19 protein-coding genes and 2 tRNA genes are annotated in these 22,842 nt (G+C 55.8%); 15 read left to right on the forward strand and 6 right to left on the reverse strand.

What is annotated here, in order from left to right:
- Window positions 1-60 precede the first annotated feature (60 nt).
- On the reverse strand, window positions 61-1,107 hold the full coding sequence (dusA, locus tag R0J87_RS05505; RefSeq protein WP_498884965.1) for a tRNA dihydrouridine(20/20a) synthase DusA: 1,047 nt from the start codon (window positions 1,105-1,107) through the stop codon (window positions 61-63).
- 454 nt (window positions 1,108-1,561) lie between these two features.
- Here dusA and R0J87_RS05510 point away from each other — a divergent pair, with 454 nt between their 5' ends.
- The 3 genes from R0J87_RS05510 (at window position 1,562) to R0J87_RS05520 (ending at window position 3,015) form a co-directional block, all read left to right on the forward strand.
- The gene (locus R0J87_RS05510; RefSeq protein ID WP_498884864.1) at window positions 1,562-1,813 is read left to right on the forward strand and encodes a type II toxin-antitoxin system RelE family toxin; all 252 of its coding nucleotides are present in this window, start codon (window positions 1,562-1,564) and stop codon (window positions 1,811-1,813) included.
- Between the two features lie 33 nt (window positions 1,814-1,846).
- Window positions 1,847-2,209 carry a helix-turn-helix domain-containing protein gene (locus R0J87_RS05515; RefSeq protein ID WP_498884866.1) on the forward strand — a complete coding sequence of 121 codons (363 nt, stop codon included), beginning with the start codon at window positions 1,847-1,849 and terminating at the stop codon, window positions 2,207-2,209.
- 227 nt (window positions 2,210-2,436) lie between these two features.
- Window positions 2,437-3,015: a hypothetical protein gene (locus R0J87_RS05520; protein ID WP_498884867.1), complete on the forward strand. Its 579-nt coding sequence runs from the start codon at window positions 2,437-2,439 to the stop codon at window positions 3,013-3,015.
- A gap of 20 nt (window positions 3,016-3,035) precedes the next feature.
- Here R0J87_RS05520 and R0J87_RS05525 read toward each other — a convergent pair whose 3' ends face one another.
- The gene (locus R0J87_RS05525) at window positions 3,036-3,560 is read right to left on the reverse strand and encodes a helix-turn-helix domain-containing protein (protein ID WP_404345131.1); all 525 of its coding nucleotides are present in this window, start codon (window positions 3,558-3,560) and stop codon (window positions 3,036-3,038) included.
- A 287-nt stretch (window positions 3,561-3,847) separates the two neighbouring features.
- On the opposite strand from R0J87_RS05525, the gene gltX reads away from it, so the two are divergent.
- The 3 genes from gltX to R0J87_RS05540 all read left to right on the forward strand — a co-directional run bounded on the left by gltX (window position 3,848) and on the right by R0J87_RS05540 (window position 5,657).
- Window positions 3,848-5,326 (forward strand): glutamate--tRNA ligase, encoded by a 1,479-nt coding sequence (gene gltX / locus R0J87_RS05530; RefSeq protein WP_498884869.1) that lies wholly within the window; start codon window positions 3,848-3,850, stop codon window positions 5,324-5,326.
- 129 nt (window positions 5,327-5,455) lie between these two features.
- Window positions 5,456-5,531: transfer RNA gene (locus tag R0J87_RS05535), tRNA-Ala, on the forward strand.
- Window positions 5,532-5,581: 50 nt separating this feature from the next.
- Window positions 5,582-5,657 (forward strand) — tRNA-Glu (locus R0J87_RS05540).
- A gap of 376 nt (window positions 5,658-6,033) precedes the next feature.
- On the opposite strand, the gene R0J87_RS05545 is transcribed toward R0J87_RS05540, so the two are convergent.
- On the reverse strand, window positions 6,034-6,915 hold the full coding sequence (locus R0J87_RS05545; protein ID WP_498884870.1) for an NAD(P)-dependent oxidoreductase: 882 nt from the start codon (window positions 6,913-6,915) through the stop codon (window positions 6,034-6,036).
- Between the two features lie 113 nt (window positions 6,916-7,028).
- Window positions 7,029-8,315, reverse strand: a complete 1,287-nt coding sequence (gene gltA, locus R0J87_RS05550) for a citrate synthase (protein ID WP_083026630.1) — start codon at window positions 8,313-8,315, stop codon at window positions 7,029-7,031.
- 488 nt (window positions 8,316-8,803) lie between these two features.
- Here gltA and sdhC point away from each other — a divergent pair, with 488 nt between their 5' ends.
- The 9 genes from sdhC (at window position 8,804) to sucD (ending at window position 20,566) form a co-directional block, all read left to right on the forward strand.
- Entirely contained in the window at window positions 8,804-9,181 is a 378-nt protein-coding gene (sdhC, locus tag R0J87_RS05555) for a succinate dehydrogenase, cytochrome b556 subunit (RefSeq protein ID WP_217352983.1), read from the forward strand.
- Window positions 9,175-9,522, forward strand: coding sequence for a succinate dehydrogenase, hydrophobic membrane anchor protein (gene sdhD / locus R0J87_RS05560; protein WP_062373586.1), 348 nt, complete (start codon window positions 9,175-9,177; stop codon window positions 9,520-9,522). Before sdhC ends, sdhD begins: the two co-directional genes overlap by 7 nt.
- Before the next feature lie 3 nt (window positions 9,523-9,525).
- Window positions 9,526-11,301 (forward strand): succinate dehydrogenase flavoprotein subunit, encoded by a 1,776-nt coding sequence (gene sdhA, locus R0J87_RS05565; protein WP_188638011.1) that lies wholly within the window; start codon window positions 9,526-9,528, stop codon window positions 11,299-11,301.
- A gap of 27 nt (window positions 11,302-11,328) precedes the next feature.
- On the forward strand, window positions 11,329-12,039 hold the full coding sequence (locus R0J87_RS05570) for a succinate dehydrogenase iron-sulfur subunit (RefSeq protein WP_404345134.1): 711 nt from the start codon (window positions 11,329-11,331) through the stop codon (window positions 12,037-12,039).
- A gap of 333 nt (window positions 12,040-12,372) precedes the next feature.
- A complete protein-coding gene (locus tag R0J87_RS05575; protein ID WP_404345135.1) occupies window positions 12,373-15,207 on the forward strand; it encodes a 2-oxoglutarate dehydrogenase E1 component in 2,835 nt (944 codons plus the stop codon).
- Between the two features lie 38 nt (window positions 15,208-15,245).
- Window positions 15,246-16,808, forward strand: a complete 1,563-nt coding sequence (odhB, locus tag R0J87_RS05580) for a 2-oxoglutarate dehydrogenase complex dihydrolipoyllysine-residue succinyltransferase (protein WP_498884873.1) — start codon at window positions 15,246-15,248, stop codon at window positions 16,806-16,808.
- Window positions 16,809-16,922: 114 nt separating this feature from the next.
- Entirely contained in the window at window positions 16,923-18,362 is a 1,440-nt protein-coding gene (lpdA, locus tag R0J87_RS05585; RefSeq protein WP_404345137.1) for a dihydrolipoyl dehydrogenase, read from the forward strand.
- A 165-nt stretch (window positions 18,363-18,527) separates the two neighbouring features.
- A complete protein-coding gene (gene sucC, locus R0J87_RS05590; protein WP_016914526.1) occupies window positions 18,528-19,694 on the forward strand; it encodes an ADP-forming succinate--CoA ligase subunit beta in 1,167 nt (388 codons plus the stop codon).
- Window positions 19,694-20,566 carry a succinate--CoA ligase subunit alpha gene (sucD, locus tag R0J87_RS05595; RefSeq protein ID WP_188638016.1) on the forward strand — a complete coding sequence of 291 codons (873 nt, stop codon included), beginning with the start codon at window positions 19,694-19,696 and terminating at the stop codon, window positions 20,564-20,566. The genes sucC and sucD overlap by 1 nt, the downstream gene beginning before the upstream one ends.
- Window positions 20,567-20,652: 86 nt before the next feature.
- On the opposite strand, the gene gpgF is transcribed toward sucD, so the two are convergent.
- Together gpgF and gpgS are read right to left on the reverse strand one after the other, a co-directional pair.
- Entirely contained in the window at window positions 20,653-21,669 is a 1,017-nt protein-coding gene (gene gpgF / locus R0J87_RS05600; protein WP_404465598.1) for a glucosaminyl phosphatidylglycerol flippase, read from the reverse strand.
- A complete protein-coding gene (gpgS, locus tag R0J87_RS05605; RefSeq protein ID WP_498884876.1) occupies window positions 21,647-22,765 on the reverse strand; it encodes an N-acetylglucosaminyl phosphatidylglycerol synthase in 1,119 nt (372 codons plus the stop codon). Before gpgS ends, gpgF begins: the two co-directional genes overlap by 23 nt.
- Between the last annotated feature and the right edge of the window lie 77 nt (window positions 22,766-22,842).

Here is a 22,842-nt window from a genome sequence, read left to right on the forward strand (position 1 = left end):
AAAGAAAACGCCCAACGATAAAATCGTTGGGCGTTAGCTAAACCGTCAGCCCGTTGGCCGTTAGGTCACGGGCTGGTTGGTCGTATTCTCCTCAAAAGCTTCCACTTCGAACTCAGGCTCGCGAACCAAGCCGAGCGCGTCATCAAACAAGCGTAAGCCCGCGCCCTCTTTATGTGCGTGCTCCGACAGGTGACGACGGAACCGACGCCCGCCAGGGCAGCCTTGGAAAAGCCCCAGCAAATGCCGCGTAATGTGGTTCAGCTTGGCCCCTTCATCCAGCCGCTGCTGAATGTACGGGCGAAACGCCGTGGCCGCTTCCAAGCGTGTACGGGCAGGGCCCGGCTCGCCAAATAGCTGCTCGTCCACACCCGCCAGTAGCCACGGATTTTGGTACGCTTCACGACCCACCATCACGCTATCCACCTGTTCAAGCTGCGCTTGGCACTCCGCCAGGGTTTTAATCCCGCCGTTGATACCAATATGCAGCTCAGTATGGCTCTGCTTTAGCCGATGCACGCGGGGGTAATTCAGCGGTGGGATATCGCGATTCTCTTTCGGCGATAACCCCTGCAGCCACGCCTTGCGGGCGTGCACGGTAAACACTTCACAGCCTGCTGAGGCCACAATATCAATAAACCGCGCTAAATCCGCGTCTTCATCCTGGTCATCAATACCAATACGACACTTCACCGTGACAGGAATCGACACCGCCGCCTGCATGGTTTTCACCGCCGCCGCCACTTTTTCGGGATGGCCCATGAGGCACGCGCCAATCATATTGTTCTGCACCCGGTCGCTAGGACAGCCAACGTTCAGATTGACCTCATCATAGCCCCACGCCTGCGCAATCGCCGCGCATTCCGCCAGCTCACCCGCATCGCTGCCCCCCAACTGCAAAGCAATCGGATGCTCCACTTCGCTATAGCCCAAAAAGCGCTCGCGGGGAGAACCATGCAGCACCGCCCCAGTGGTCACCATCTCGGTATACAGCAGCGCCCGCTTGGTGAGCGTGCGTGCGAAGGCCCGGTAATCTCGGGTGGTCCAGTCCATCATGGGGGCGACGGAGAAAGTTCTATCCAGCGCCGGGCGGGCGGTGCCAGACTTCATGCGGGTTTGAGCGTTTGTGGTATCATTCATAACTGTTCATATTTACAGTGATTAAGCGGCGTTTTTCGTGGTTCGTTGGCACCAATTTGGTACTTGAGCCGCTTTGGATTTGGCACATCGAGGGGGCAAGTATGGCAACGATTCGCAAGCGCCGTAAGAAAGGACGGCAGTTTCTCATATCTAGTGCAAATTCGCATTGCCCGCCGTGGGCAACCAGACGACTTAGAGTCGAAAGCATTCTCTAGGAAGGCAATGGCTGAGGAGTGGGCGAAGCGACGAGATTTAGAGCTGGCCGCGCCTAGCGGTATGCTTATAAACGCTACCTGCATGAGTTTGTCGACGGGGTAGGCCGCAGCAAGAGAGCCACCAAGCAGAGCAGTTCAGGGCTTAGGTGCGTGTTAGCTTTTAGCTAAAATATGTCGATATTTATTCGCTGCTGGCTATAATGATGGTGATGAAAACGATCTCTTACCGTAAAAGCGCGTTAAAGGTGTTGCAGCGAATGCCACGGCCGGAGTCGAGGCGCATACAAGGCAAAATCAAGGCCTATGCGGAAGACCCGGAAAGCCAGCGCAATAACGTGAAAGCGTTGAAGGGGAGCGAGTATATTCGCCTGCGGGTAGGTGATTGGCAGGTGATCATCGACGAGCGCGGCGATGTGCTGGATATCATTAACATCGGTGCCCGTGGCGGTGTGTATCAATAGCGCACCCATAACAGCTAATGAACAGGAGGCGGCATGAGCGTCCCTCAAATTATTCAAACGCCCACCGGTGAGAGGTTGGTGGTACTTCCTGAACAGGAGTACCACGCACTACTTGCACGGTTGGAAGATCAGGACGATATCGACGCAGCCAACGCTGTCGTAGCGCGCGGTGAAGAGTCGTTTCCCGAGACGGTCGTGGATGCACTGCTGGAGGGTGTGTCTCCTGTGAAGGTGTACCGCGAATACCGTGGGCTGCGTGCAGGGGAGTTGGCGGCAAAAGCAGGCATTAGCCAGGGCTACCTTTCCGAAATAGAGTCGGGTAAAAAAAACGGCTCGCTGGGTGTGCTGAATCGCATTGCGGCTGCTTTAGAGGTTGAGTTAAGTGACCTAACTTAACGTCCATTTTTTCCTTGTAGATAGTTGAGCAGCGCCCCGCCTTAAACGGTGGGGCGTTTTAGTTGGTGGGATAGGTCGCGCTGAAGTACCGACTGTACATAAGAGCGCACCGTTGATGTGCGTTCGTACAAACCCCTGCATCACTTTGCGTATTTTGCGGTCAAAAGCGGTATGGTGAGAGCCATTGCTGGGTAGGCAGGCGTGGATCATTGAGATGAGGAGTCGTTATGGGGAAAACGCTAGGTTATGTGGGCGTGGCGCTAGTGGGAACCCTGCTGTTGTCCGGCTGTAGTGGGCCTGAGGAGGAGATTGCACAGACCCAGCCGCATTCAGTGGCCGAAGAGCGTGCTTCTGAACCAGAGCTACCCACTTTGCAGATGGAGCCGCTGAATGTGGCTATTTCGACATCCGCATCGCTCCGCGCTGATCGTCGCTTAATGGTAGAGGGTGAGACGAATCTGCCCGATAACGCGCAGGTGCAGGTGATTCTTGAGCGGGAGCTGAGTCGCGTACGTTGGCAAGCGCGTACTCGGGTGATGAACGGCCAGTTTGAAGCGGGCCCGTTTGGCTCAGGCAGCGGCCTGCCGGATGGCGGCTACGTGGTCACTGTGCAGTTAGGCGAAGCCACTGTGCAGCCCGAAAGCGTGCAGGCACGTATCGGTACGCAGGGTGAGTATCTGGCGGGAGAGCTCGTCAGCCAATCCCGCCACGGGTTAGGGCAGGTAGCCACCTACTCGCGCCGTTTCTTGGTGGGCAGTGAACCAAGACGAACGCGCGACCAGGTGGATGTTATTGAGGACAACTAGGGGATGGGGAGGTAGTTGCTTTAGGCAGGACACCAGTGTGCTAACAGCACGGCATGAATCGAAGTGTCGCTGGGCGCTTTTGCAAAGTGCTCAATGACAAAACGGTCATCACGCTGGATAAGGTAATGGCCTGCTTTGTGGAACACATGCGTCGGGCCAAGCAGGAGTAAGTCACCGGATGCAACGGGCGAAAAATCCGTGTCTTTACCTGGAGTAGCCATCACGCAGGGCGCTTTCCAGTCAATCTTCAGCGGCAGGTGATGCGGGACAGTAATCGTTGTTGCCTGAACCTGTTCCCAGGGGAGGGGACCTGTATGGCTCAGGGTTAACAGCTGAGGTGCACTGTCACCTTCTAAAAGGGTTGCCAGCGAACAATCAAGGGCATCGGCGAGCGCCACTAAGCGCTCGTGGCCGATCTGTTTGATCGCCCCGGACTCCCAGTAAGAAATGGTGACATCTGACACGCCAACTTTACGAGCAAGGGCAGCTTTGTTGAGCTTGGCCCTAAGCCGCAGTTGCTTGATACGTGAGCCTAGCGATTCCATTTCGTTTTCCTATCGATGAGCTAAATCAGCTCGTTGAATGTACTTCCACCCGTTAAGGCGGCGCTCTGATCATACAGAAGAAGGTGCAACCCATTCTCATGTATGAACACGAATCATAGGTACTACGCCATACTAAGCGATTGTGCTTTAACGCGCATCTTCCTATCTACGATCCTTAAGCTTTCGATCAGACGCTTTTAAGGCAAACTCGTTCCCTCACGAAGGCTGTTGGTTGTTCTTAGGGTGCGTATAATGGCGCCACGCTTAACTGCCAAAAGGACATGTTGATGACCGTACGTACTCGCATCGCGCCTTCTCCTACCGGAGATCCGCACGTAGGCACTGCCTACATCGCGCTGTTTAACCTTTGCTTCGCTCGTCAACACGGCGGCCAGTTCATTCTGCGTATTGAAGATACTGACCGTGTGCGCTCTACCCCCGAATCAGAACAGATGATTCTCGACTCCCTGCGCTGGTTGGGTCTTGAATGGGATGAAGGCCCGGACGTAGGCGGTCCTCACGGCCCTTACCGGCAAAGCGAGCGAGGCGACATTTACGCGCAGTATGCCCAACAGCTGCTCGACGCGGGGCACGCTTTTAAGTGTTACCGCACCAGCGAAGAGCTGGATGAGCTGCGTGAATCGCGTAAAGAAGCGGGCCTACACTTGGCACTAAAGCCAGCAGATCTAGCCCTGGCGGCTGAAGAGCAGGCTCGTCGTGAGCAAGAAGGCTGGCCGTACGTGATTCGTATGAACGTGCCCAGCGAAGGCGTGTGCGTGGTTAGCGATATGCTGCGCGGTACGATTGAGGTGGATTGGGCGCAGGTGGACGCGCAAATCCTCATGAAGTCAGACGGTATGCCCACGTATCACCTCGCTAACGTGGTGGATGATCACCTGATGGGCATCACCCATGTGCTGCGTGGCGAGGAGTGGATCAATTCCGCGCCTAAACACCAGTTGTTGTATGAGTATTTTGGTTGGGAAATGCCGCAGCTGTGCCACATGCCGCTACTGCGTAACCCTGATAAGTCTAAGCTCTCCAAGCGTAAAAACCCGACGTCGATTAATTATTATCGCCGGATGGGCTTTTTACCACAGGCGGTGACTAACTACCTGGGGCGCATGGGCTGGTCGATGCCTGATGAGCGCGAAAAATTCAGCTTAGCCGACATGATGGCAGAGTTTGATATTCAGCGTGTTTCTCTGGGTGGACCCGTGTTCGATCTGGAGAAATTAACGTGGCTAAACGGCGTTTATATCCGCGAGGACCTGGATGACGATGCCCTGCTGCAGGCGCTACGTGAGTGGGCATTTAACGATGCCTACGTGAAGCAGATTTTGCCGCAGGTACGCCCTCGGGTAGAGACGCTGTCTCAGGTAGCGCCATTAGCGGGGCACTTCTTCTCTGGGTTACCTACGCTGACGAAAGATGATTTCGACAGTGTGAAGCTGGATAACGAAGAGCTGGTCAAACTGCTGCAGTTCTTGGTGTGGCGTTTTGAAAATGTTCCGGCTTGGCATAAAGAAGCCTTGATAGCGGAAGTCAAAACCTTGGCAGAGCACTTTGAGCTTAAAATGAAGGCGTTCCTGGCGCCTGTGTTTATTGCGATTACAGGCAGCACGTCAAGCACGTCGGTGATGGACGCCATGGCCATTTTAGGCTCAGACGTGACCCGTGCACGTCTGCGTAGCGCGATTGAGGTGCTGGGCGGTGTCTCTAAGAAGCAGGCGAAACGCTTCGAAAAAGAGTACCGCGATCTGTAACACATCATCGTTCTTGGCGATGGAAGGGCGCCGCGCGATCGTAGCGTGAGAGCGTGGCGTTTTCTTCGACAAATAGGCTTGACGAAGATCAGGCGAATCAGTAATATACGCTCCGTCTTCAAGACATGTGGGGCCTTAGCTCAGCTGGGAGAGCGCAACACTGGCAGTGTTGAGGTCAGCGGTTCGATCCCGCTAGGCTCCACCAATATCAGCCATGCTGATACTGTACTGTCGAAGGCTTTTTAGGTCAGATACGTCCCATTCGTCTAGTGGTCTAGGACACCGCCCTTTCACGGCGGTAACAAGGGTTCGAACCCCTTATGGGACGCCACCTCGTTCTATCTGCTTCCTCAAAATATTCTTATTAGCAAACAGCAATGAGTTTTCTCACTTGCTCTTTTTGCATTCCCGCCGTTTAGAACTTGCGTCTATTTCACGCGTTTTTTGTCAATATTGTGCTTGACTTGTCCACTTTTGCATCTCTGTGAAAGGGGTTGTGCACAACCACATAAATATGAAGCAAAAAATCAGCGATTTAGCTAAATATCTTTAAAATCAATAGCTTATATTAGATCAAAAAATGATCAATTTAAGGCTGGGTCACTGTTCATGGCGATTCTGGGACGTTTTCTAGTGGTTGTGAACAGGGTTATCCACAGATAGTGTGGAAAACCCTGTCCAGGCTGGCAGTGTTAAAAAGTCAAGCGTTATTCAGGCTTGCGCAGGCGCTTTAATAACGATGAAGTATCCCACCGGCCGCCTTCCATTCGCTGTACGTCGGCATAAAATTGATCGACCAGCGCGGTGACGGGAAGGGTGGCATTCAGCCTGCGTGCTTGCTCTAGGCAAATGCCCAGGTCTTTGCGCATCCAGTCAACGGCAAACCCGTGGTTGTACTCATTAGCGATCATGGTTTTGTGACGGTTCTCCATCTGCCAAGAGCCCGCCGCCCCTTTGGAGATCACGTCAATCACTTGATGCTGATCCAGCCCTGCCTGCTCGGCAAAGTGCAGTCCTTCCGCGAGCCCTTGAACTAAGCCGGCAATGCAGATTTGATTGACCATCTTGGTGAGCTGGCCGCTGCTGGCGGGTCCCATTAGCGTAACAGCGCGGGCGTAATGATTAAGAAGGGGGGCGACCGCGTCAAAGTGCGCCTGCTCGCCACCGCACATAATCGTCAGCGCGCCATTCTCAGCGCCTTGCTGGCCGCCTGAAACGGGTGCATCGATAAACGCTACGCCCTGTTCACGGCAAGCGGCATCCAGCTCCAGGGCTAAATCGGCCGACGCAGTGGTGTGGTCTACTAGGTAGCTGCCGCTGGCCATGGTGGTGAGTACGCCATCATTCCCCGTGGTGACCTGACGAACGTCGTCGTCATTACCGACGCATACCAGCACTAAATCAGCGCCTTTGGCGGCTTCAGCAGGGGTTGGGTGGGCTGTGCCGCCAAACGCCTTGGCCCACGCCTCTGCCTTGCTCTGGGTGCGGTTATACACGCGGGTGGTCAGGCCTTGCTTGGCGAGGTGGCCCGCCATGGGGTAGCCCATCACGCCTAAGCCGATGAAGGCAACAGTGGTTATGGATTGCATAAAACACCTTTGTTGTTGGTAAGTCGTGGGTTAGGAGCAAACAAAAGGCCACCCTTGGGTGGCCTTTGTCATCCTATGCATCCATCAAAGTGGATCGGTGCGTCAACAGCCGATTACTTTGTTGGATAGTCACGTTTTTCGTGACCAATATACAGCTGGCGCGGACGGCCAATTTTGTAGCTTTCGCTCAACATTTCGTGCCAGTGAGAGATCCAGCCAATGGTGCGTGATACCGCAAAGATCACGGTGAACATATTGGTCGGAATGCCCATGGCTTTCAGGATGATGCCAGAGTAGAAATCAACGTTCGGGTACAGTTTGCGCTCGATGAAGTACTCATCTTCCAGGGCAATCTGTTCCAGGCGCTTGGCGATTTTGAGCTGCGGGTCGTCGGCCATGCCTAGCTCGGCCAGTACTTCGTCGCAGGTCTCTTTCATCACTTTGGCGCGCGGGTCGAAGTTGCGGTAAACGCGGTGACCAAAGCCCATCAGCTTGAACGGGTCGTTCTTGTCTTTGGCTTTATCCACGAAGCGCTGAATGTTCTCTTCTGAGTCGTCACCAATCTCATCGAGCATATTCAGTACGGCTTCGTTCGCACCGCCGTGGGCCGGGCCCCACAGAGCCGCGATACCGGCGCTGATGCAGGCAAACGGGTTGGCGCCGGTAGAGCCTGCCAGGCGAACAGTCGAGGTAGAGGCGTTTTGCTCGTGGTCCGCATGCAGCATAAAGATGCGGTCCATAGCTTTCGCGTATACCGGGTTGATTTTGTACTCTTCGCACGGATTGCTGAACATCATGTAGAGGAAGTTCTCTGCATAGCTCAGGTCGTTGCGCGGGTAGTTGAAGGGCTGACCAACGTTATACTTGTGCGACATTGCCGCCAGAGTCGGCATTTTAGCAATGAGGCGAATAGCGCTGATCACCCGATCTTCTTCCTGGGTGATATCCATGTGGTCATGGTAGAAGGCTGCTAAGCCGCCGACCACGCCACACAAAATCGACATCGGGTGCGCATCACGGCGGAACCCTTTGAAGAAGTTGTTGATCTGGTCGTGCACCATGGTGTGATTGCGAATGCGGGATTCGAAATCAGCGTACTGCTCGTCGTTAGGCAGTTCGCCAAACAGCAGGGTGTAACAAACTTCTACAAAGTTCGACTCTTTAGCCAGTTGGTCGATGGGGTAGCCGCGGTGCAGCAGTACGCCCTTACCGCCATCAATATAGGTGATTGCGGACTGGCAGGAAGAAGTGGCCATAAAGCCGGGGTCGTAGGTAAACAGGCCTTCAGCACCTAAGCCGCGCACGTCGATAACGTCGGGGCCAAGTGTGCCAGAATACATGGGTAGCTCGATCGTTTTATCAAGACCGTCTACCGTCAATGTCGCTTTCCTGTCAGCCATGCAGGCCTCCTTTCGAATTCGGTTTGGGACGTAAAGTCGTTGTTTCGCATACCGCGCCGGCGAAAAGGCTTGCCCACTATAGAAGTGTGCGACATTTTGTCAATTAGCCTAAGCGCTATGCATGCTTGTACAGATATTGTTGTTTTGAACAATTTTTGTATATGATGAATAGGGTGTTCATAGTAGCGAAGTGCCAGAGGATTGACGATACGTTATCAGGCTTATCAAACCATCAATCTGCTGTCACTATAACCATGCTGCATCGCAAAATCGACTCGGGTTGGCGGCATTTTTCTTGCACCATGGTCGAGTTAAGCCTGAGATCGGTTTGTCAGCAGGGGCTAAGGTTCTTATAATCCACGGCGCGCGACCGGCAGGTAGGTGGTCGTGCCCGACTTGGCAACGGCCGAGCCCCTTCCAGCAACCACTGCCCGCTCGGGCTATGCCCGACCTGTCGCAGAGCGGGCCAAGAGAGTGTGTATAACGCCGTGAATAGCAAACGACCCGTAAACCTAGACCTAACTACGATACATTTCCCACTGCCGGCGCTAACGTCGATTACACACCGTATTACGGGTGTCATCCTGTTCGTTGGTCTGATCTTCGCTTTTTGGGCGTTGGGTAAATCCCTGTCATCTCCGGCTGGCTTTGACGCTGTCAGCAGTGCCTTAGCTAATAACTTCTTCGCCAAGTTTGTTGCGTGGGGGCTGCTGTCTGCCCTGGCATTCCACTTTGTGGCGGGCATTAAGCACCTGCTGATGGACGCCAATATTGGTGTGACCTTAGAAGGTGGCGTTAAAAAGGCACAGGCTACCGTCGTAGTGAGTGCGGTTCTGATTATTCTGGCAGGAGTTTGGGTATGGTAACCAACATCACAAGTTTTGGCCGCAGTGGTCTATCCGACTGGCTGATGCAGCGCGTGTCTGCAGTGATCCTGGCCCTTTATACGGTCTTCGTGGTTGCCTACCTGCTGTTTAACCCGAACCTGGATTACTACACCTGGAGCGGACTGTTTGAGCAGACTTGGATGCGCATTTTCTCGCTGCTCGCGTTTGTTTCCATCGCCGCGCACGCCTGGATCGGTTTGTGGACAGTCACCACCGATTACCTCAAGTCCACTCGCCTGCGCGTGGGTGCCCAGACGCTGATCATTCTGGCCATCTTCGTGTACCTGGTGTGGGGCATTCAAATTCTGTGGGGAGCTTGATACATGTCTAACCTTCGTAGCCTGACATTTGACGCCATCATCATCGGTGGCGGTGGCTCTGGCCTGCGTGCTGCACTTGAACTGGCGAAATCCGGTAAAAAGACAGCCGTACTGTCCAAAGTGTTCCCGACACGTTCTCACACGGTTTCTGCTCAGGGTGGTATTACCTGCGCAATCGCGTCCGCTGATCCAGACGACGACTGGCGCTGGCACATGTACGACACGGTCAAAGGCGGCGACTATATCGCTGACCAGGATGCCGCTGAGTACATGTGTTCTGAAGGCCCCAAAGCGGTGTTTGAACTTGAGCACATGGGCCTGCCGTTCTCGCGCTTCGATAACGGCCGTATTTATCAGCGTCCGTTCGGCGGTCAGTCGAAAAACTTTGGTGAAGGCGGTCAGGCAGCACGTACGTGTGCGGCCGCTGACCGTACCGGTCACGCGCTGCTGCACACCCTGTACCAGAACAATCTCAAGAACAACACCACGTTCTTGAACGAATGGTACGCGGTCGATTTGGTCAAGAACGCCAGCGGTGATGTCGTGGGCTGTATCGCCATGTGCATCGAAACCGGTGAAGTGGTTCACGTTAAATCGAAAGCCACGGTTCTGGCCACTGGTGGTGCGGGTCGTATTTACGCCTCTACCACAAATGCCCTGATCAATACCGGCGACGGTATCGGTATGGCGCTGCGCGCCGGCTTCCCGATGCAGGACATGGAAATGTGGCAGTTCCACCCGACCGGTATTTACGGTGCGGGCACCTTGGTCACTGAAGGTTGCCGTGGTGAAGGTGGTTACTTGGTCAACAAGGATGGCGAGCGTTTCATGGAGCGCTACGCGCCCAACGCCAAAGACCTGGCAGGCCGCGACGTTGTTGCGCGCTCCATGGTCATGGAAATCCTTGAAGGCCGCGGCTGTGGCGAGAAGGGCGACCACGTCTTCCTGAAGCTTGACCACCTGGGCGAAGAAGTCCTTGGCAAGCGTCTGCCGGGTATCGTTGAGCTGTCCAAAACCTTCGCCCACGTTGATCCGGCGAAAGACCCGATTCCGGTCGTTCCGACCTGCCACTACATGATGGGCGGTATTCCGACCAACATTCATGGCCAAGCAATTACCCAAGACGAGAATGGCAACGACCATATCGTTAACGGTCTGTTTGCCTGTGGTGAAGCGGCGTGTGTATCGGTACACGGTGCTAACCGCCTGGGCGGTAACTCACTGCTGGACTTGGTGGTCTTCGGCCGTGCGGCGGGTATGTTCATCGAAGGCGCGCTGAACGAAGGTATCGAGTACCTCGACGCTTCTGAGTCAGACATCGAATTCGCGATGAAGCGTATTACGCGCTGGAACGAGTCTGAAGAGGGCGGCGAGAGCATTCCTGAGCTAAAAGCACAGCTGCAAGACATTATGCAGAACTCTTTCGGTGTATTCCGTGAAGAGAAAAACATGCAAGAGGGTGTCAAAAAGCTGGCGGACCTGCGTGAGCGTATTGGTAAAGCTCACCTGCCGGACAAATCCAACGCCTTTAACACCGCACGTGTGGAAGCGCTGGAGCTGGACAACCTGATGGAAGTGGCAGAAGCAACGGCGATTGCTGCCCTTGAGCGTAAAGAGAGCCGTGGTGCACACTCGCGCTACGACTACCCTGACCGTGATGATGTCAACTGGCTGAAACACTCGCTCTTCTTCCCAGCGACCAAAGAGCTGAAGAAGCGCGACGTTAACTTCAAGCCAAAAACCGTTGATACGTTCGAGCCTAAGGTTCGCACCTACTAATCTCCGCACTGACGAGAGGGAGTCACCATGTCCAATCTTCAGGTATCCGTATACCGTTATAATCCGGAAACCGACTCCGCGCCCTATATGCAGGAGTTTCAGGTCGATACCAAAGGCCGCGATCTGATGGTGCTAGATGTGTTGCACCTGATGAAAGAGCAAGACAGCGGTTTGGCCTATCGCCGTAGCTGCCGTGAAGGCGTGTGCGGTTCCGATGGCATGAACATGAACGGCAAAAATGGCTTGGCATGCATCACGCCGCTGTCAGACGTTGTGAAAAGCAACAAGCTGACGCTGCGCCCGCTGCCGGGTCTCCCGGTCATTCGCGATATGGTAGTTGACATGGGTCTGTTCTATAAGCAGTACGAGCGCATTCAGCCGTACCTTCAGAACGACACGCCAGCGCCCGCCATTGAGCGTCTGCAGTCGCCGGAAGAGCGCGACAAGTTGGATGGTCTGTACGAGTGTATTTTGTGTGCATGCTGCTCCACATCGTGCCCGTCGTTCTGGTGGAACCCGGACAAGTTCGTTGGTCCTGCTGGCCTGCTGCAGTCTTACCGCTTCCTGGCCGATAGCCGCGATACCGCTACCCGCGAACGCCTCACCAGCTTGGAAGATCCGTTCTCTGTCTTCCGCTGCCGCGGCATCATGAATTGCGTGGCGGTGTGCCCGAAAGGTCTCAACCCGACCCGCGCAATTGGTAAAATTCGTGAAATGTTGCTCGCAGACGCGACGTAACTGCCTAATCCTATGAAGAAAAAGCGTCTACCACGTAAGTTGCAGCATAAAGCTACTTAAATCGTAGCGCTTCGCTTGTTATCATAGGGGCAGTCATGGTGCGGCGACGCGTCGCACCATGACCAGCCAAGTTTAAAAGCCGGTGCTTTAAGTACCGGCTTTTGAGCATGAACTGGTAATGAAACGCGTCGCAAATACGTGTATGAATAAGGGCTTCCGGCCTCCGGTCGGCGCCGCCGGCAAACGTCCCGCCCCGCCGGCAGGGCAATAGCGATGTCGTTGCTAGCATGCAGCGATGCCGATACCACCCCATCAGTGCAGGGTGACCGAGAGATGCAACAAGGCATAATGGAGTTGATGTGGCGTTCCTCTCACGTTAGTGGTGGCAATGTCCACTACGTGGAAGCGCTTTACGAGCAGTACCTCGCCGATCCTGATTCTGTCTCAGAAGAATGGCGCAGCTATTTTGATCAGCTGCCACGTTCTGAGGGCAGTGCCTCCCACGATGTTCCACTAAGCCCCATTCGTGATCAGTTCTACCAGCTGGGCCGTGAAAGCCGCCCGGGCCGGGTAGTCGCCGCCTCCGACAGCGGTGAGAACAAAAAGCAGGTCAAAGTCCTGCAGCTGATCAACGCTTATCGCTTCCGTGGCCATCAAAAGGCCAATATCGACCCGCTTGGGCTGCGTAATCCCACCCCCGTCCCCGACCTCGATTTATCGTTCCATCAGCTCTCTAAAGCTGATCTCGATACCGAGTTCCAGACCGGTTCGTTTTTCCTTGGTATTGATAAAGCACCGCTGCGTGTCATCGTTGATGCGCTGGAGCAGACCTACTGCCGCTCCATCGGTTGCGAGATCATGCATATCGTGGATACCGAAGAGAAACGCTGGCTACAGCGTCGGTTTGAATCGGTACGCAGCGCGCCTAAGTTTAGCGACGACGTGCGTAAGCACGTGCTGGAGCGGCTGACTGCGGCGGAAGGTTTGGAAAACTATCTGGCATCGAAGTATCCGGGTACCAAGCGTTTCGGTCTGGAAGGCGGTGAGTCGTTCGTACCGATGATGGACGAGCTGATTCAGCGAGCAGGCGGTTACGGCACTAAAGAAGTCGTCATCGGCATGGCCCACCGTGGCCGCTTAAACCTGCTGGTCAATATTCTGGGTAAAAACCCCACGGATCTGATCGACGAGTTCGATGGCAAGAAAGTCATTGAGCGTGGCTCCGGCGACGTTAAATATCACCAGGGCTTCAGCTCGAACGTCATGTCACCGGGTGGCGAAGTTCACTTGGCGATGTCGTTTAACCCGTCGCACCTGGAAATCGTAGCGCCGGTTGTCGAGGGCTCTGTACGCGCTCGCCAAGACCGCCGTAACGATGATGAAGGCAGCAAAGTACTGCCCATCAACGTCCATGGTGATGCCGCCTTCGCCGGCCAGGGCGTGGTGATGGAGACATTCCAGATGTCTCAAACCCGTGCCTATAAAACAGGCGGCACGGTGCATATCGTCATCAACAACCAAGTGGGCTTTACGACCTCTAACCCCTTGGATGCACGCTCCACGGAATACTGTACTGACATTGCTAAAATGGTTCAGGCGCCGATTTTCCATGTCAACGGCGATGATCCTGACGCAGTGATCCACGCGACCCAAGTGGCGCTGGATTACCGCCAGCAGTTTAAGAAAGACGTTGTGATTGACCTGGTGTGCTACCGCCGCCGTGGCCACAACGAGGCTGATGAGCCGTCAGGCACCCAGCCGATGATGTACGCTAAGATTAAAGACCACGCTTCTTCACGCACCCTGTACGCGCAGCGTTTGGTGGAGCAGGGCGTCATTACTGAAGAAGACGCTAAGGCCATGGTAGAAACCTACCGTGATGACCTAGTGGCTGGTAATCACGTTGCCAATGCGCTGGTACAAGAACCCAACACTTCGCTGTTTGTGGATTGGGCACCTTACCTTGGTCATGAGTGGACCGGCGACGCCGACACCACCTTCGATATGAAGCGCCTTCAGCAGCTAGCCGCGAAGATGTGCGACATTCCCGACGGTGTCGATGTTCAGCGCCAGGTTGCCAAGATCTATGAAGACCGTCGCAAAATGCAGGCGGGCGGTATGGGGCTCAACTGGGGCTTTGCGGAAACGCTGGCCTACGCCACGCTGTTGGACCAAGGCCACCCGATCCGGATTACCGGTCAGGACGTGGGTCGCGGTACGTTCTCTCACCGCCATGCGGTGGTGCACAACCAAAAAGATGGCTCCACCTACGTGCCGCTGCAGAACATGTCTGACGGCCAGCCACGTTTCACTATTCACGACTCCTTCCTATCAGAAGAAGCCGTATTGGCGTTTGAGTATGGTTACTCGACCACCGCCCCGAATGACTTGGTTATTTGGGAAGCGCAGTTTGGTGACTTCTTCAACGGCGCCCAGGTGGTGGTGGATCAGTTTATCTCCTCGGGTGAGACCAAGTGGGGCCGTCTGTGTGGTTTAACCATGCTGCTGCCACATGGCTATGAAGGCCAGGGTCCTGAGCACTCTTCTGCCCGTTTAGAGCGCTTCTTGCAGCTGTGCGCCGAGCACAATATGCAGGTGTGCGTACCGACCACGCCCGCGCAGATTTATCATCTGCTGCGTCGTCAGGTTATCCGTCCGCTGCGTAAGCCGCTGGTGGTGATGTCGCCGAAATCGCTGCTGCGCCACAAAGAAGCAGTGTCGAGCCTGGAAGATCTCGCCCACGGCAAGTTCCATATGGTGCTGCCGGACCAAGCGAATCTCGCTGCCGATAAAGTGACTCGCGTGGTGATGTGTGCTGGTAAGGTCTACTACGACTTGGCTAACTGGCGCGCTGAGAACGAGCGTGACGATACGGCGATTATTCGTCTAGAGCAGCTCTACCCCTTCCCGAAAGAAGAGCTTCTGGAAGTGCTCCAGGCGTATGCCAATGTGGAAGACATCGTGTGGTGTCAGGAAGAGCCTCTGAACCAGGGCGCCTGGTACTCCAGTCAGCACCACATGCGTGCCGTGGCCGATATGTTGAAAGACGGCCTAGGACGTGAGTTGAAATTCGCAGGGCGTCCCGCCTCGGCTGCTCCGGCAGCGGGCTACATGTCCGTCCACACTGAACAGCAGCGCCAGCTGGTGGAAGACGCTTTTAACCTATAAGCGCCCACCGGATTTAGAGAACATATAAGGGAAACGACATGGCTATTGATATCAAAGCGCCAACCTTTCCGGAATCCGTTGCCGAAGGCACTGTAGCTGCGTGGCATAAAAAGCCGGGCGATAGCGTCGAGCGTGACGAGCTGATTGTTGAAATCGAAACCGACAAAGTGGTGCTCGAAGTCGTCGCACCGGAAGCGGGTACCCTGACCGACGTGATGGCCGAAGAGGGCGATACCGTTGAGTCTGAGCAAATCTTGGGCAAAATTGGCGATGCCAGCGCGTCTAGCAGCAAAGAAGATAGCGTTTCTAAAGAGAGCTCTTCTAGCGATAGCAGCGCTGAAAAAACCGAATCAAAAGCAGAGTCTAAGCCTGCTGGCGGCGGTAAAAAGCATGATGTAAAAGCGCCTAGCTTCCCTGAGTCTATCCAGGAAGGCACCGTTGCCACTTGGCACAAGAAAGTAGGCGAAGCGGTTAAGCGCGATGAAGTGCTGGCCGACATCGAAACCGACAAAGTCGTGCTGGAAGTTGTTGCTCCTGCTGACGGCGCTCTGGCTGAAATTAAAGCCGAAGAAGGCAGCCAAGTAGAATCGGAAGCGGTTCTGGCGATCTTTGCTGAAGGTGCTGGTGGCGAAAGCGGCAGTGATTCAGCGCCCGCAGCTGCCGATACCAGCAGCGACGATGAAGGTGCCGATGAGAAAGTCGGTGACAAAATCCTCGCGCCTGCGGCACGTAAAATGGTGGCCGAGCACGATCTGGATGTTTCCAAGATCGAAGGCACCGGCAAAGGCGGTCGCATTCTGAAAGAAGATGTTCAGAAAGCAGTGAAAGATGGGTCTGCTAAGAAAGCGGCCAAGTCTTCTGCACCGGCCAAAGCCGCTGCGGCGCCTGCGGTGCAGGGTGAGCGTGAAGAGAAGCGCGTACCGATGACCCGTCTGCGTCAAACCATCGCTAAGCGCTTGGTTCAGGCACAGCAAACCGCTGCCATGCTGACCACGTACAATGAAGTGGACATGACTGAAATCATGGCCCTGCGTGCTCAGTACAAAGATACTTTCCAAAAGACCCACGACATCAAGCTGGGCTTTATGGGCTTCTTTGTAAAAGCAGCTTCTGAAGCGCTCAAACGCTTCCCGGACGTGAATGCCTCTATCGACGGTACCGATATCGTTTACCACGGTTACCAAGATATCGGTGTTGCGGTATCCACCGACCGTGGCTTGGTCGTACCGGTTCTGCGTGACACCGACAGCATGAAAATTGCTGACGTTGAGCGCACCATTGTCGATTTCGGCAAGCGCGGCCGTGACGGTAAGCTGGGCATGGACGACATGATTGGCGGTACCTTCACGATCACCAACGGTGGTACGTTCGGCTCCCTGATGTCCACGCCGATTATCAACCCGCCGCAAACCGCTATCCTGGGCATGCATAAAATCCAGGATCGCCCCATGGCGGTGAATGGTAAGGTCGAGATTCGCCCGATGATGTATTTGGCGCTCTCCTACGACCACCGCATGATTGATGGTAAAGATGCGGTAAGATTCCTGGTGACTATTAAAGAGCTGCTGGAAGACCCGGCTCGCTTGCTGCTGGACGTATAACGAAGCGCGCTGATCCGCCTTCGCTGTTAATGTAACGTTCTATGCAATCGCACTTTGCCTCCTGCCTGGTTTAGATCAAAACGGGGGGGAGGCAACCAAGCTAAAGGAGCCAACATGGCTGACAAGTTTGATGTGATCGTTATCGGTGCAGGACCTGGTGGCTACGTAGCGGCTATTCGCGCTGCGCAGCTGGGCCTGAAAGCCGCCTGTGTTGAAAAATGGATTGGTAAAGAAGGCAATGTCGTTCACGGTGGTACGTGTTTGAACGTTGGCTGTATCCCATCCAAAGCGTTGCTTGAAGCCTCGCACAAGTTCGTCGAAGCCAAGCACGATTTCGATGATATGGGTATCAATGCCGGCGACGTCACTATGGACGTCAAAAAGATGATGGCTCGCAAGGACAAGATCGTTAAGAACTTGACCGGCGGCATCTCTGGCCTGTTCAAGGCCAACGGCGTTACCGCGATTGAAGGCACCGGTAAAGTGGTCTCTGGCAAGCAGGTTGAAGTCACTGGCCTAGACGGCAATACCACCACGTATGACGCTGACAATATCGTCATCGCGGCGGGTTCTGTGCCGGTTGAAATTCCGCCGACCCCGCTGACCGAAGGCCTGATTGTTGATTCCACCGGTGCGCTGGAATTCCAGGAAACGCCGAAGCGTCTTGGCGTTATCGGTGCCGGTGTTATCGGCCTTGAGCTGGGCAGCGTATGGAACCGTTTAGGTTCTGAAGTGACCGTACTGGAAGCGATGGACTCCTTCCTGCCGATGGTCGACACCGCGATTGCCAAAGAGACCCAGAAACTGCTCAAGAAGCAGGGCATGGATATTAAACTGGGCGCTCGTGTGACCGGTTCGGAGTCAAAAGGCGAAGAAGTTGTCGTCAAGTACACCGATGCCAACGGCGAACAGGAAATGACCTTCGATAAGCTGATCGTTTGTGTTGGCCGTCGCCCCTACACCAAAGGCGTCATCGCTGACGGTGTGAGCGTTGAGCTGGACGAGCGCGGTTTCATCTTCGTTGACGACCAGTGCCGCACCAACGTGCCGGGCGTTTACGCCATCGGTGACTGTGTACGCGGTCCGATGCTGGCGCACAAAGCGTCTGAAGAAGGCATCATGGTGGCGGACATCATCGCCGGCCACAAAGCCGAGATGAACTACGACACCATCCCGAACGTGATTTACACCTTCCCTGAAGTGGCATGGGTCGGTATGACTGAGCAAGATGCCAAAGCGAAGGGCATCGAAGTTAAAACTGGCAGCTTCCCCTTCGCGGCCAGCGGCCGTGCCATGGCGAACAACGCTACCGAAGGCAGCGCCAAGATCATTGCCGATGCGGAAACTGACCGTATCCTCGGTATGCACATCGTAGGTCAGCACGCGGGTGAAATGATCGCCCAGGGCGTGATCGCGATGGAATTCGGCTCTAGCGCTGAAGACCTCGCGCTGACCTGCTACGCGCACCCGACCATGTCGGAAGCCGTGCACGAAGCGGCACTTGCGGTAGAAGGCCATGCGATTCATATGGCAAACCGTAAGAAGCGTAAGTAATTCGCTAAGCAACAACCAAGCGCCACCGTCAGGTGGCGCAACACTTTCAGCCCTGCGCGGTAGCTTGTAGGAAACTGAAAGTACGGGGATGGTCAGGGCGGTACAGATACGCTGTTAAGTCAACTGATCATCGTTCGAGTCACATGCAACCAATGGCATGAATCGATGAACCTTCACGAGTATCAAGGCAAACAGCTGTTTGCTGATTATGGTCTGCCAGTGTCCAAAGGCTTTGCCGTGGACACTCCCGAAGAAGCAGTAGAAGCGTGCAAAAAAATCGGCGGTGACATGTGGGTGGTTAAAGCCCAGGTTCACGCTGGTGGCCGCGGTAAAGCGGGCGGCGTTAAGCTGATTAAAGACCCGGCAGAAGCTAAAACCTTCGCCGAGCAGTGGCTGGGTAAAAACCTGGTGACTTACCAGACTGATGAAAAAGGTCAGCCGGTTGCTAAAATTCTGGTAGAGACCTGCACCAACATCGCAGACGAGCTCTACCTGGGTGCGGTTGTTGACCGTACTACCCGCCGTGTGGTCTTCATGGCCTCTACCGAAGGCGGTGTTGAGATTGAAACCGTCGCCGAAGAGACGCCGGAAAAGATCCTCAAAGCTGAAATCGATCCGCTGGTCGGCGCACAGCCCTACCAAGCTCGCGAGCTGGCCTTTGCGCTGGGTCTGGAAGGCGATCAGGTGAAGCAGTTCACCAAGATTTTCCTGGGTCTGTCCAAGCTGTTCCACGACAAAGATCTGGCACTTCTTGAGATCAACCCGCTGGTCATCACTGACGAAGGCAACCTGCACTGCTTGGATGCCAAACTGGGCCTGGATAGCAACGCCCTGTACCGTCACCCGGACCTGCAGGCCATGCGCGATCCTTCCCAGGAAGATCAGCGTGAAGCCGACGCGGCGAAGTGGGAACTGAACTACGTTGCTCTCGACGGTAACATCGGTTGCATGGTGAACGGCGCAGGCCTGGCCATGGGCACCATGGACATCGTCAACCTGAGTGGCGGCAAACCCGCTAACTTCCTGGACGTTGGCGGCGGCGCGACCAAAGAGCGCGTCGCAGAAGCGTTCAAGATCATCCTGTCTGACGACAACGTGAAAGCTGTTCTGGTGAACATCTTCGGCGGTATCGTTCGTTGCGACATGATTGCTGAAGGCATCATCGGTGCCGTTGAGCAAGTGGGCGTTAACGTCCCGGTTGTCGTTCGCCTGGAAGGTAACAACGCTGAATTGGGCGCTGAAAAACTGGCGTCTAGCGGTCTGAACATCATCGCTGCTACCAGTCTGACCGACGCGGCTCAGCAGGTTGTAAAAGCAGCGGAGGGCAAGTAATGAGCATCCTGATCGATAAGAACACCAAGGTCATCTGCCAAGGTTTCACCGGTGGCCAGGGCACGTTCCACTCCGAGCAGGCGATTGCCTATGGCACGCAAATGGTCGGTGGTGTTACGCCGGGCAAAGGCGGCCAGACGCACCTGGGCCTGCCCGTTTTCAACACCGTGAAAGAAGCGGTTGAGAAAACTGGTGCAGAAGCCAGCGTGATCTACGTACCGGCACCGTTCTGCAAAGACTCGATCCTTGAAGCTGCTAACGCTGGCATCAAGCTGATCGTGTGCATCACCGAAGGCATCGCGACCCTCGACATGCTCGAAGCGAAAGTAAAATGCGACGAGCTGGGCGTACGCCTGATCGGCCCGAACTGCCCGGGCGTAATCACTCCCGGTGAGTGCAAAATCGGTATCATGCCGGGTCACATTCACCAGCCGGGCCGCGTAGGTATCGTTTCCCGCTCTGGTACCCTGACTTACGAAGCCGTTAAGCAGACCACTGACCACGGTTTCGGTCAGTCTACCTGTGTTGGTATCGGCGGCGACCCGATTCCGGGTTCTAACTTCATCGACATTCTCGAGATGTTCGAGAAGGACCCGAAAACCGAAGCGATCGTGATGATCGGCGAAATCGGCGGCACCGCCGAAGAAGAAGCCGCGGCTTACATCAAAGCCAACGTTTCCAAGCCGGTGGTTTCCTACATTGCCGGTGTGACTGCACCTCCTGGCAAGCGTATGGGCCACGCGGGCGCCATCATCTCTGGCGGTAAAGGTACTGCCGATGAGAAATTTGCGGCTCTTGAAGACGCCGGTGTGAAAACCGTTCGTTCTTTGGCGCAAATTGGCGACGCGCTGAAAGAAGTAACCGGCTGGTAAGCCGCGCACTTTTTTCGTGACGCTGAAAAGGGCACCTTCGGGTGCCCTTTTTGCGTTTGAGGAGGTTAAGTAAAGCGGTGAGGAGGCTAGCGCTGACGCAGCAGACGCGCGCTGTAGAGCATTAGCAGCGGCGCGCCGGCGGCAAGATACAGGTGGTAGCTAATCAGCCGCCAGACCAGCACGGCAGCCGCGGCCTGCTCCCGGCCCATTAAGGGCAGCAGCAAGCTTCCTACACCCACTTCAGCCGCCCCCGCGCCGCCAGGGAGAAAGCTGAATTGGCTGGCGGCCATGGCCAGCATCTGGGTTAAAAACGTCCAGAGCCAGTCGGCATGTCCACCGATGCCAATCACCGCTAGGTAAAGCAAGCTGTAGCGCAGCAGCCAGTGCAGGGTTGTGAGTGCCAGCATCGCTGCCAGCGTGGCTTTGGGTAGCGCCAGCGTCATACGCAGCGCATGGCGACAGCGTAACAGCCGCCGGACCAGCCAGCGCCTGCGGCTAGGGCGAATCCAGGCCAGCCACTGGCGTCGAGTACGCAGCAGCTTCGGTAAGTACCCCATCATCAGCGAGACGCCCACCGCTAACAGCGCCAATCCCAGTAACGAGAGCTGTACCAGCCCCTGGTGTGGCCACTGGGCATCACCGAAAACCGACATCGCCACCAAACCGCTCAGCATTAGCAGAAAGAACAGTAGGTCGCACCCCTGGTCGATGAGAAACACGGCGGTGCCTTTCGAGGGCGAAAAGCCCCGCTGGGCAAGTAGTAACAGCAGCGTGGCCGGGCCGCCGCTACCGCCTGGCGTCGCGCAGAGCGCGCACTTCGCCGCCAGCTCGATGCCCAGCGCGCCCCGCTGCCCAAGCTGGCCGGCGCGGCCGTTCAGCATCAGGCGCAGCCGGGCGGCGTTCAAGTTCCAGCACAGCGCCGCCATGGCGATCATCAGAACCAGCAGGCCAATGGGAAACTGCGCCACATGCTCAAACGCTTGGCTGCCACCCGCAAGCGATGTGAGCACCAGCGGCGCTACCAGGGCAGCCAGCAGTAGAACGCCGTGTAGCGGACGAAAGCGCAGCAGCCGTTGAGGTTTAGCGGCGGAGGGCAAGGGCATCAGGCTGTTCGAGTCCACAGAGATCGACATAGTGCGTGAGCAGCGAGCCAATGACGCTATCCCAGCTAAACTGGCGCTCCACGTAATGTCGCGCGTAGCGTCCGCTGGCGGCAATATCGTTGCTAAACAGCGCGGAGCAGGCGTCCGCCATCGCGTCAGGGTCAAGCGGCTGGCAGAGCACGCCCGCGCCCAAGGGCACGTTCTCAATCAGCGCGCCTGCCCGCGCGCCAATCACCGGCAGGCCGCTGGCCATCGCTTCCTGGGCCACCAGCCCAAAGGTTTCGCGGGTGCCCGCATGCAGCAGCGCATCGCTACTGGCAAGCGCCCTGGCCACTTCATGGCTACCGCAGCAGCGGTTGACCACCGTGACATTGCTGGGCACTTGAGTCGGCATGCCCGGCCCCATCAGCAGCAGGTGGTAGTCGCTGCCAAGCGCCCGCATGGTGGCTAGCAGTACGTCGATATTCTTTTCTCGCGAGAAGCGGCCGACAAAAATCAGCAGCTTCTTATCTTCAGGAATACCCATGGCCGCACGGAAGCCGGGGTCGCGCCGTGAAGGGTGAAACTGCTCTAAATCAACCCCCAACGACTGCACGCGCACGTTAGGCACGCCCCACTCGGTGAGTCGGTTGGCCATCGCATGGCAGGGAGCCAGTACGCTATCAAAGCGCTGGTACAGGTCCACCACGTAGCGAATCAGCCGTTGGCGAACATGACGGCCAAAACGGTCACCCATCAAGTGGGGTAAATCCGAGTGATAGAAACCCACCACCGGCACGCCCAAGCGCTGGCCAGCCTCCAGCGCGGCCCAAGCGGTGACGTAAGGGTCGCCTGCTTCGATTAACGTGGGGGAGAGGTCTACCAAAGCATCACGCCAAGGGCGGCGGCGCAGCGGGAATCGATAGCCCTGCCCAAGGGGTAGGTGCAGCGCCGGTAGCGTGTGGTGGTCGCCTAAACTATCACGCTCAGGCCCCGGCACCAGCAGGCTGGTGCGAAGGTTAGGCGTGCGCGAGAGCACGCGGTGTTTAGCCTGTAAATAGGTGCGAACGCCGCCGCTTGCCGGGGCGTGAAACATAGTCACATCGGCGATGTGCAAGGTAACCTCCGAGCCACATGAGTGTCATCGAATTACCTTAGGATAGAAATAAGTCAATTCGGCGACAATTGAGCCGC

Origin of the sequence: Halomonas sp. SIMBA_159, assembly GCF_046536035.1 — a bacterium.
Classification (GTDB): Bacteria; Pseudomonadota; Gammaproteobacteria; order Pseudomonadales; family Halomonadaceae; genus Vreelandella; species Vreelandella venusta_A.

Bases quoted from the DNA above. Each gene is read 5' to 3' on its own strand.
- dusA (WP_498884965.1), bottom strand. From the start codon at position 1,107: ATGAAGTCTGGCACCGCCCGCCCGGCGCTGGATAGAACTTTCTCCGTC.
- R0J87_RS05510 (WP_498884864.1), top strand. From the start codon at position 1,562: ATGAAAACGATCTCTTACCGTAAAAGCGCGTTAAAGGTGTTGCAGCGA.
- R0J87_RS05515 (WP_498884866.1), top strand. From the start codon at position 1,847: ATGAGCGTCCCTCAAATTATTCAAACGCCCACCGGTGAGAGGTTGGTG.
- R0J87_RS05520 (WP_498884867.1), top strand. From the start codon at position 2,437: ATGGGGAAAACGCTAGGTTATGTGGGCGTGGCGCTAGTGGGAACCCTG.
- R0J87_RS05525 (WP_404345131.1), bottom strand. From the start codon at position 3,560: ATGGAATCGCTAGGCTCACGTATCAAGCAACTGCGGCTTAGGGCCAAG.
- gltX (WP_498884869.1), top strand. From the start codon at position 3,848: ATGACCGTACGTACTCGCATCGCGCCTTCTCCTACCGGAGATCCGCAC.
- R0J87_RS05545 (WP_498884870.1), bottom strand. From the start codon at position 6,915: ATGCAATCCATAACCACTGTTGCCTTCATCGGCTTAGGCGTGATGGGC.
- gltA (WP_083026630.1), bottom strand. From the start codon at position 8,315: ATGGCTGACAGGAAAGCGACATTGACGGTAGACGGTCTTGATAAAACG.
- sdhD (WP_062373586.1), top strand. From the start codon at position 9,175: ATGGTAACCAACATCACAAGTTTTGGCCGCAGTGGTCTATCCGACTGG.
- sdhA (WP_188638011.1), top strand. From the start codon at position 9,526: ATGTCTAACCTTCGTAGCCTGACATTTGACGCCATCATCATCGGTGGC.
- R0J87_RS05570 (WP_404345134.1), top strand. From the start codon at position 11,329: ATGTCCAATCTTCAGGTATCCGTATACCGTTATAATCCGGAAACCGAC.
- R0J87_RS05575 (WP_404345135.1), top strand. From the start codon at position 12,373: ATGCAACAAGGCATAATGGAGTTGATGTGGCGTTCCTCTCACGTTAGT.
- odhB (WP_498884873.1), top strand. From the start codon at position 15,246: ATGGCTATTGATATCAAAGCGCCAACCTTTCCGGAATCCGTTGCCGAA.
- lpdA (WP_404345137.1), top strand. From the start codon at position 16,923: ATGGCTGACAAGTTTGATGTGATCGTTATCGGTGCAGGACCTGGTGGC.
- sucC (WP_016914526.1), top strand. From the start codon at position 18,528: ATGAACCTTCACGAGTATCAAGGCAAACAGCTGTTTGCTGATTATGGT.
- sucD (WP_188638016.1), top strand. From the start codon at position 19,694: ATGAGCATCCTGATCGATAAGAACACCAAGGTCATCTGCCAAGGTTTC.
- gpgF (WP_404465598.1), bottom strand. From the start codon at position 21,669: ATGCCCTTGCCCTCCGCCGCTAAACCTCAACGGCTGCTGCGCTTTCGT.